The organism is Roseibium sp. RKSG952 (assembly GCF_009711355.1).
Genome location: NZ_SMMF01000777.1, coordinates 1 through 8649, shown reverse-complemented (window position 1 = coordinate 8649; position 8649 = coordinate 1). Strand labels below are relative to the sequence as shown.

Annotated in this window: 2 protein-coding genes and 1 pseudogene; 2 read left to right on the top strand and 1 reads right to left on the bottom strand. The window is 60.6% G+C overall.

Features of this window, described 5'->3' with window-relative positions:
• Positions 1-309: 309 nt before the first annotated feature.
• Positions 310-7641 (top strand): autotransporter outer membrane beta-barrel domain-containing protein, encoded by a 7332-nt coding sequence (locus E1297_RS06360; RefSeq protein ID WP_155135388.1) that lies wholly within the window; start codon positions 310-312, stop codon positions 7639-7641.
• Between the two features lie 62 nt (positions 7642-7703).
• On the opposite strand, the gene E1297_RS06355 is transcribed toward E1297_RS06360, so the two are convergent.
• Positions 7704-8105 carry an alcohol dehydrogenase catalytic domain-containing protein gene (locus E1297_RS06355; RefSeq protein ID WP_209015670.1) on the bottom strand — a complete coding sequence of 134 codons (402 nt, stop codon included), beginning with the start codon at positions 8103-8105 and terminating at the stop codon, positions 7704-7706.
• Between the two features lie 132 nt (positions 8106-8237).
• Here E1297_RS06355 and E1297_RS51240 point away from each other — a divergent pair.
• Positions 8238-8441, top strand: a pseudogene (locus E1297_RS51240) (DUF6488 family protein); the annotation flags it as partial.
• Positions 8442-8649: the final 208 nt, after the last annotated feature.

Genomic DNA, 8649 nt, shown 5'->3' with positions numbered 1-8649 from the left:
TCTGAACCTCATGACTGCGCCGATTTGGTGAATTTCTCGTAAGCGCGTGTAGATATTGACGAAATTCAAGCCGTTGAAATTGCTTGGATTGGAGTCGCGTTTACGTCTGCCGCGACCGGGTTCCGAAGTTCTCAGGCCTTGGTTCGTTCCAATCGCTGCTTTCCAAGTTTCCCAAAAAAACGGTAGCTGAATATAGTTGCGCAGCGCTCGCTTCAATAAGGCCGGGGCTGTGAAGCCCCGGAAAGATGCCCTCTTGCAGAATATTCCAATATCACTCTACGTTAGGTGTGTTGTTCTGGAGAGACCACCTTGGATCGATCATTTTTTTATGCATTGGCGCTGTCCACCACTGCCCTCGTGCCGCCTGCGGCACTTTCGCCGGCAGCAGAGGCAAGCGGTTGTAACAAGTCCGACGAGGTTACCACCTGCAAGGGCGACGTCTATCCGTATTCGGAGAATGTGGGGGAAGGCGATGGCGACGACCGTTCGTTTGTGTTCGAGGAACTGAGCAAGGATGCGACCAACGGCAACGCATCGGTTGTGGTCGAAATCGCCTCTGTCGGAGATGAAGGCAAAAACGACGGCGACAATGGCGACTATGCGCGTGACATCGAGGTCGAGTTTCTTGGCTCGAACGGAAATGACACCTACGGCATCGACAGCACCGGCCAAAGCTATCTGGTGACTTCGACCGGCGGCAAGGGGCACGACGGCAAGGAACGCTCCGGTGTCGATGACACCGGCGGTCAGGACGGCGGTACCGGCGGGCTCGGAGGTTCGCTGGGACTGGATCACGAATCCGGGTCCATCACTGATCTGGCGGGCACGGTCTTCATCTCTCAGGGCGGCAATGGCGGCGATGGCGGCGAAGGTAAAACCACGTCGGGAACCGGCAGCGGCGGCCGCGGCGGCGATGGCGGCGATGGCAGCACGGTGACATTGGTCTACGGAAACGGCAGCGCCATAACCATGTCCGCGGGCAAGATCAACGCATTGTCGCGCGGTGGCGACTCGGGCGAAGGCGGACATGGCGTGTCCGATGCGGGGAAATCCGAAGGCGGGCGCGCGGGCAACTCAGGGGTGGGCGGTGATGTCAGCGTCATATTCAACAGCGATATAACCTTCACTCAGGGCGAGGATTCCAGTTCGACCGTGATCGGGTTTGTCAGCGCGCTCAGCGCTGGCGGCGACGGCAGCAAGGGCGGCAACGCGGGCGGTACCGCGGATTCAAGTTATGCCGGAAATGGCGGGAACGGCGGCGATGGCGGTGAAGTCGTCGTCCAGTCGAACAGCGCAAGCATCAACGCCACAACCATTGGCACTGCAGTCTTTGCGTCGAGTACTGGCGGCAGCGGTGGAGATGGCGGAAACGGGGACAGCTCCCTCGGCAGCGCGAAGGGCGGCGACGGCCGCCTGGGCGGCACCGGTGGAAGCGTAACGATCAATATCACCACGGGTTCCTCGGGTATTCAGTCGTCAGGCACGCAAGGACATGGCCTGTTCGCCCAGAGCATTGGTGGGGCTGGCGGCAACGGCGGCAGCGGCAGTGGCGGCCTCGGATCCGGAAGTGGCGGTGCGGGCGACGGGTCGGGCCCCGGAGGGGCGGTGGAGATCGATCTCGACGGTACGGTCAAGACGACCGGCGGCGAGTCCATAGCGGTTATCGCCCAAAGCGTTGGTGGCTTTTCAGGTGATGCGGGAAAAGGGAGCGGCCTGATTGGCTATGGTGCTGGCTCGCAGAGTGCAGGTGCTGGCGGTTCCGTCACCATTGATATCGCGGCCTCCTCCGTAATCTCGACTGCAGGAGACAACTCGGACGGGATTTTCGCACAGTCCATTGGCGGCGGCGGCGGGCGTGGCTCAAGTGGCGACGGCCTGTCCGCGATGGGCGGCTCCGGCTCTGCCGGCGGGTCGGGGGGCAAGGTCATCGTCACGACGGACGGCGGTTCGGTGACAACCGCTGGCGAGACCTCCTTCGGCATACATGCGCAAAGTATTGGCGGCGGTGGCGGTGCGGGCGGCGGCAGCGATGGTTTGGAGTCCTTTGGCGGGAGCGCAGGCTCTGGCGGGAGTGGCGGTCAGGTTGAAATATACAATTTCGCTGAGGTCACCTCGACCGGCAGTTACGCAACCGGCATTCTTGCGCAAAGCGTTGGCGGCGGCGGCGGGTCGGCCCACTCGACGTCCGGTATGCAAAGCTTTGGCGGCTCTGGCGGTAGCGGCGGCAACGGCGGGGCTGTTTACATACAAAACAAGGTTGCGGTTTCAACAAGCGGCGATGATGCCACCGGTGCTGTGAGCCAGAGTGTTGGCGGCGGCGGCGGCCATGGGTCCAACGTATTCAGTTCCGGTGCTGAATTTTCTTCGTCCCTTGGCGGCAGTGGCGGCAGTGGCGGAACCGGCGGCACCGCGGAATACACAGACATTGGTAAAACTGCCGCAACGATCAAGACCGAAGGTGACAGGGCCAAGGGCGTTGTGGTTCAAAGCATTGGCGGTGGCGGCGGACATGGCGGCTACGCGATCTCTGCAAGCGCGGGTTTCGGGTTTGACCTGTCGCTCGGTGCCAGTGGCGATGGCGGCAATGGCGGCAATGCGAACACGGCAACAGCGTCGGTTACATCCGCGATTGCCACAAGCGGCGACCATTCAACTGCCATCACAGCGCAATCCATCGGCGGCGGTGGCGGCGCTGCTGGAACAACGATTTCCAGCGCGAATTCCACCGGCGTCTCCGCAAGCGTCGCCCTCGGCGGGTCCGGCGGCGCCGGTGGCGACGGCAAAAGCGTGTCCGTCAGTGCCGATGGGAATCTAACCACGAACGGTGACAATGCCGACGGCATTCTGGCTCAGTCGGTCGGCGGTGGCGGCGGGGCGTCCGGTCTGACAATCGATGCCAATGCCGTGCAAATGTCCGGCGCAAGCCTGGCAATCGGGGGCAGCGGCGGCCCCGGCGGTGATGCGGGAGATGTCACTGTCACGACAAGTAGCGAACTGATTTCGATCAATGGCGCGGGTTCCGATGGGATTGTCGCGCAATCAACCGGCGGTGCCGGCGGCGTTGCGAAAATGGTACTTGCAGCCTCGGGAAGCACGGAGGCCGGCGATCTTGACCTCGCGCTTGGCGGCGATGGCGGTTCAGGTGGAACTGCGGGCGATGTGAAAGTCAATTCCTCCTCGGAAATCAACGTCAACGACAGCCAGGGCGGCGCGGGCATTGTCGCCCAGTCCATCGGGGGCGGCGGAGGGCATGGTTCCATGACGGCATCGGGGAGCCTGTCAAGTACGGGTTCCATAGGTCTTGCACTCGGCGGCGACGGCGGCAGCGGCGGCGACAGTGGAACAGTCGCGGTGACTTATAAAGAGGCCGCAATTGTCACATTTGGCGACACTGCATTCGGTATTCTGGCCCAGTCAATTGGCGGCAATGGCGGCAATGGCGGCATGAGTATTGCTGGTGATGCGATGAGCGGAGGAAATGCAAACGTCAGTATTTCAGGCTCCGGTACAGCAGGCGGGACGGCTGGCGCAGTAACGATAACAATAGATGACCAGTCGGCCGTTTCCACAAGCGGCGACTATGCGGCAGCCGTCAAGGCAACCAGCCATGGCGGTGGTGGCGGCAACGCGCTCGCCGCAATCAATGGCACTGTCGGCTCCATGGGTGCCCTCGCCGTCACGGTTGGCGGCAGCGGTGGCCAGGGCGGCCAGGGCGGGGACGTGACGGCCACCGTCAGCGGCGGCGTGATCACCGCCGGGGATTATTCGGAAGGGATATACGCCAGCAGCGTCGGCGGCGGAGGAGGGCATGGCGGACTTGCCGTTGAAGGTGCTCTTACAGGCGGTGACTATTCAGGGTCCGCCAGTGTAACGGTCGGAGGCGGAGGCGGCGGCGGCGGCAGTGCGGGCGAGGTCAATGTGACTGCCCAAAGCACAGGTTCAGTCATCACGTCGGGCTATTCCTCTCGTGGCATATTCGCCCAGTCCGTGGGCGGCAGCGGCGGGCAAGGTGGTGCCGCCTATTCCGGCAATCTGACCCTGAGCAGTTCGGGCGGTATTGATGTCGGCGTAACCGTTGGCGGTGGCGGCGGCAACGGAGGCGCCGGCGCTGATGTGACGATTACCAATGATGCGGCAATTACGACCGGAAACTACTTTTCCGATGGCATTTTCGCCCAGTCCGTAGGGGGCGATGGCGGCGCGGGCGGCAATGCCTACCTGTATGTTGCGCAGATCACAGACGACAGCTCCGCCAACATCAATTCCGCAGTTGGCGGCAGCGGCGGTTCCGGAAACACGGCAGGCGTTGTGACGGTAACAAATAGTGGCGCAATCACGATCAATGAACCGGATTCCAACGGAATATATGCGCAGTCCGTCGGCGGCGGCGGGGGGCAGGGCGGTTCAGCCGGATCGATCGCGTTTGACCTGACGCGCGGAACCCCGCAAGACGACACAAATGTCACCATCAACAGCACGATCAATGTTGGCGGCAAGGGCGGCAGCGGCCATCATGGCGGTGATGTGTCTGTCACCAACAGCGGTGCCGTGTCCCTTGAAAGCAGCGGATACGCGGTCTTCGCTCAATCGGTAGGCGGCGGCGGCGGCGATGGAGGCTCGGTGTCCGGCCAGCAGATCAGTCTGACGGGCAGCGGCTGCACATTCAGCACAAGCCTGTCCTCGTCCGCCAGCTGCACGGATGCCAGCGGCAACAAGAGCACCTATACCCCGACCTTCAACCTAGAGATCGGCGGCAACGGGTCCGGCGGCGGCGATGGCGGTAGTGTGTCCATCTCGAATAGCGCAACCGTGACCACCAAATCCGACAATGCATTTGCCTTGTTCGCGCAATCAACCGGCGGCGGCGGCGGGGTTGGCGGCAATGCTTCGCTTGGCACGGAAGCGTCTTTGCCTGAAAACATGGTGACGCTGCAAGCGGGTTATTTTGAAGATGTTGCGAGTGAATTTGCAGGCAATTTCCGCAGTTATCAGTCTGCAAAACTGGTCATCGGCGGCCAGGGCGGCGCTGCTGGGGATGGCGGTGATGTCTCCGTCACCAACACCGGTGCCGTCAGTACCCTCGGGGACTATGCCGACGCCATTCACGCTCATTCCGTTGGCGGCGGCGGCGGTCATGGCGGCACGGGCAACCCGGGCTTCGGATCCTTGACGACCTTTGCACTGGGCGGCCAGGGGGGCGCTGGTGGCGATGGCGGCGACGTCACCGTCAGCTCGACAGGCTCTGTTGTCACCGATGGCGATGACGCCATTGGGGTTTTCGCCCAGTCTGTGGGCGGCGGCGGCGGCCGGGCAGGCAATATCACGCGCGCTCTGACAGGCACTTTGGGTGTCGATCTCAACATCGGCAAGGGCGTCGGCGTGCAGCTTGATGGCGGCAATGGTGGTGATGGCGGCGATATTGATGTCACGATAGGCGGTGGGGGCATCAACTCCAGCGGAGATTATGCTCATGGCGTTTGGGCGCAAAGCACGGGCGGCTCCGGAGGAGCCGCACATATCGAGGGAGTGAATCTCTCGGTGACCTTCGCCGGCGGCAATGGCAGCGCGAATGGAGATTCCGGCGATGTATCGCTTACCGTGAACGGGCCGATCACCGTGTCAGGAAACACGTCCCACGCCATCTTCGCGCAGAGTGTGAGCGGCACCCACAGCTCAGGCTATGGCGGTAATGCCGGAAACATCGACATCAATGTGAACACGGATGTGAAGGCAGAGGGCACAGACGGCAGTGCCCTGATCTTGCAATCCGATGGCGCGCTTACGATGGGCACCATCACACTGACCATCGCCAGGACCGCGACCGTATCCTCTGCCTCGGACGGCGGTGACACGATCGCGATAGGCCACGGCGTGTCCAATGTGATCAACAATAACGGCACAATTTCCATGGCAGAGACGTCGTCAACGACCAATTATGCGGTTCGCACAAATCTCGGCGACCTGACCATCAACAATGATGGAACTTTCGAGGGGTCGGTGAAACTGGACACCGAAGACAGCACCGGAGCCACGATCAGCAATACCTTTATGAACTCCGGTACGCTTGGGCTCGGGCGCGACTTTGACATGGGGCACAGCTCGTCGACACTGACCAACTCGGGTACCATGACCGCGGGAACGGTCGGAACTGTCGCGACGAGTGAGGTCAAGGCTGCGATCACACAGACCTCCGGCGGCGTTCTTCAAGTTGATGCGGACATCTTGAACAGCTCTGATCTTATTGACATCACAGCCAGCACCCAGGCGACGCTGGACGGCTCGGTGCTCCCCAATCTCGTCGGCACTGCGCCGGTGAGTGGGGAAACCGGAACCATCGTCTACCTGACATCGTCAAATGCGGACATTGAGTCAACGGATCTGGCTGTGTCCGATACATCCACCGTCAGCTATTCGCTGGGCCAGCAGACGGTGAGCGGCGAGGAGCAGCTTTATTTCACCTATGACGTCGATTATTCACCGTGGCCCGTGCCCGGCACAGACACGGCGCAAAGCTCGACCGACATTACGCAGAACGACCGGATCGTTGGCACTTATGTCGAAAAGCTGGCAACCCTTCGGCGCCAGGATCTCAATGACGGCGCAAACCAACTGGCATTTCTTGATGAGTTCCTGCTGAAAGTCCTCAGGCTCGAGACCCTGGAAGACTTGCTCGACGTCTACGAGCGCATGACACCCTCTGATGTCTTGCGTGCGGCGCAGGCTGCAACCCAGTCCTCACTGCGCTTTTCCAATCAGTTGATGAGTTGTCCGGGCTTTGGCGAGGGAACCACTGTTTCTCTTGGCGAGGAAGGGAGCTGCTATTGGGCGGATATCTCAGGCCTTGTCCGCAATATAAGCGAGGACGGCTCTAGCCCGAGTGCACGGGAAACGGCGCTCGTTGTCTCGGGCGGGCTTCAAATGGAGATTGCGCCCAACTGGTTCGCCGGTGGTGCGTTTGCCTATGAGGACTACTCGCTGGATACATCCTATTCCGGCGGCGGCGGTGACCGGTACCATGTTGGCGGCGTCCTGAAATACGTCTTGGGCAACACCACGCTCGCCGGGTCTCTGTCTGGCGGCTATGGCACCGTCGACCTGACCCGCGATACCATTGCCCCATTCGGCTCGGCAGGTGGAGCCGTCGACACGGATATGCACTGGGCGGCAGGACATGTGCGCGCGGCACACAAGTTTGACATATCCGAAACACTGTTCTTCAAGCCCTATCTGGATGCGGGTCTGACCTATGTCCAAACGGACGGCTACACGATAACCGGCGGTTTGTCTTTCGATCGCAATGTGTCTGATTCTGATGCCTATATCGTTTCATTGAACCCTGCTCTGGAATTGGGAACGACCTTCGCCATCGGCGGTTTCCAAACACAAGCCACAATCGAGGCCGGACTTCTTGCCCTTCTCGGTGACGACGGTTTCGATGCAACCGTCTCCGCTGCCGGTCTCGGCAGCCCCACTGCGAGCTTTGTCGCGAGTGACAACTTTGACCAGTTATTTGCGGACCTCGGCGTCGCCGTGGAAGCGGCAGTCGATGAAAAGGTCACCCTTGAAGCATCGGCAAACGCACTGATTGGCGAACACGAAAACCAGGTATCCGGCGGCCTGCGTCTCAATATTGCGTTTTAGGCAGTGTGGACGAATTGGCTCAGGTACAGGTCTTGGGATGCCGGATTTGACTTCAATGTGACTCATAGGTTGCCGATGTGATTTAGAGGTCGGCGATGTGTTCCAAGATGACAGACCGGGATGTCGAACTGGTATTGGAGGGTTTCCAGGCTTGCTTGCCACGCATTGGTGCCGGGACGGTTGACGGTGCCAGCGTACCAGACCATGCCGCCGACATTGACCCCGGTCACTGCATCTCCAATCGCCACGACCTGTCCTGCAGCATCCCGGCCCAAAATATCGGGGGTGCCACCCACCGGAGCACGCTGCTGCCGGATCTTGGTATCGACCGGGTTCACATATGCGGCCTTGACCAGAAGATCATGCGGGATAGGGGTGGGATTTTCCGCGTCAAAGTCGATCAAGGCATTCGTGTAAGTGTTCGGCCCCGTTTCAAAATACCCGAAAATTTGCAGCGCACGCATGAGCCCCCCGTTTGGGCTACGCCCTCCCGGCGGGCTCATGCGTGCGCTGCAAGTGGACGACTTTTACGCCGCCCATTGGACTGATTTTACTCCGCCGTTGACAATAAGGACTGAAACCCGCTTCCGCAAAGCTGGAGCCTTGTCCCGGTCTCGCAAACGAAGATCGCTGCGAAGGTTGACAGCAACTATGTAGTCTCCGTGCACAATTTGGAAGAAAGCCAGACGCTCTATTTGCTGATCGGAACGAATGGAGATGTGGTCGATGCAAACTTCACGGGAGACTTCCCGTTTGTCTACGATTTGAACAGACCGGACAAGTTACAAGCAGCAGAGTAACCTCGAATAGAATTGTTGCTGACGAGGCGTTAGACAGAGACGTTTTCAGATCCGTTCAAGGCGTCTCGTCAACCAAGGCCTGCAAGGAGGCATGTATCAATCTGGCATGCGAGTTCTTTGGGATCGCAGCACGCATCGCCAGCGAGGCAATCCAAACCTAGGGGGCCGCTTGCGGCCTAAGGACGAAGCCGCTCGCGCGGCAATGGCG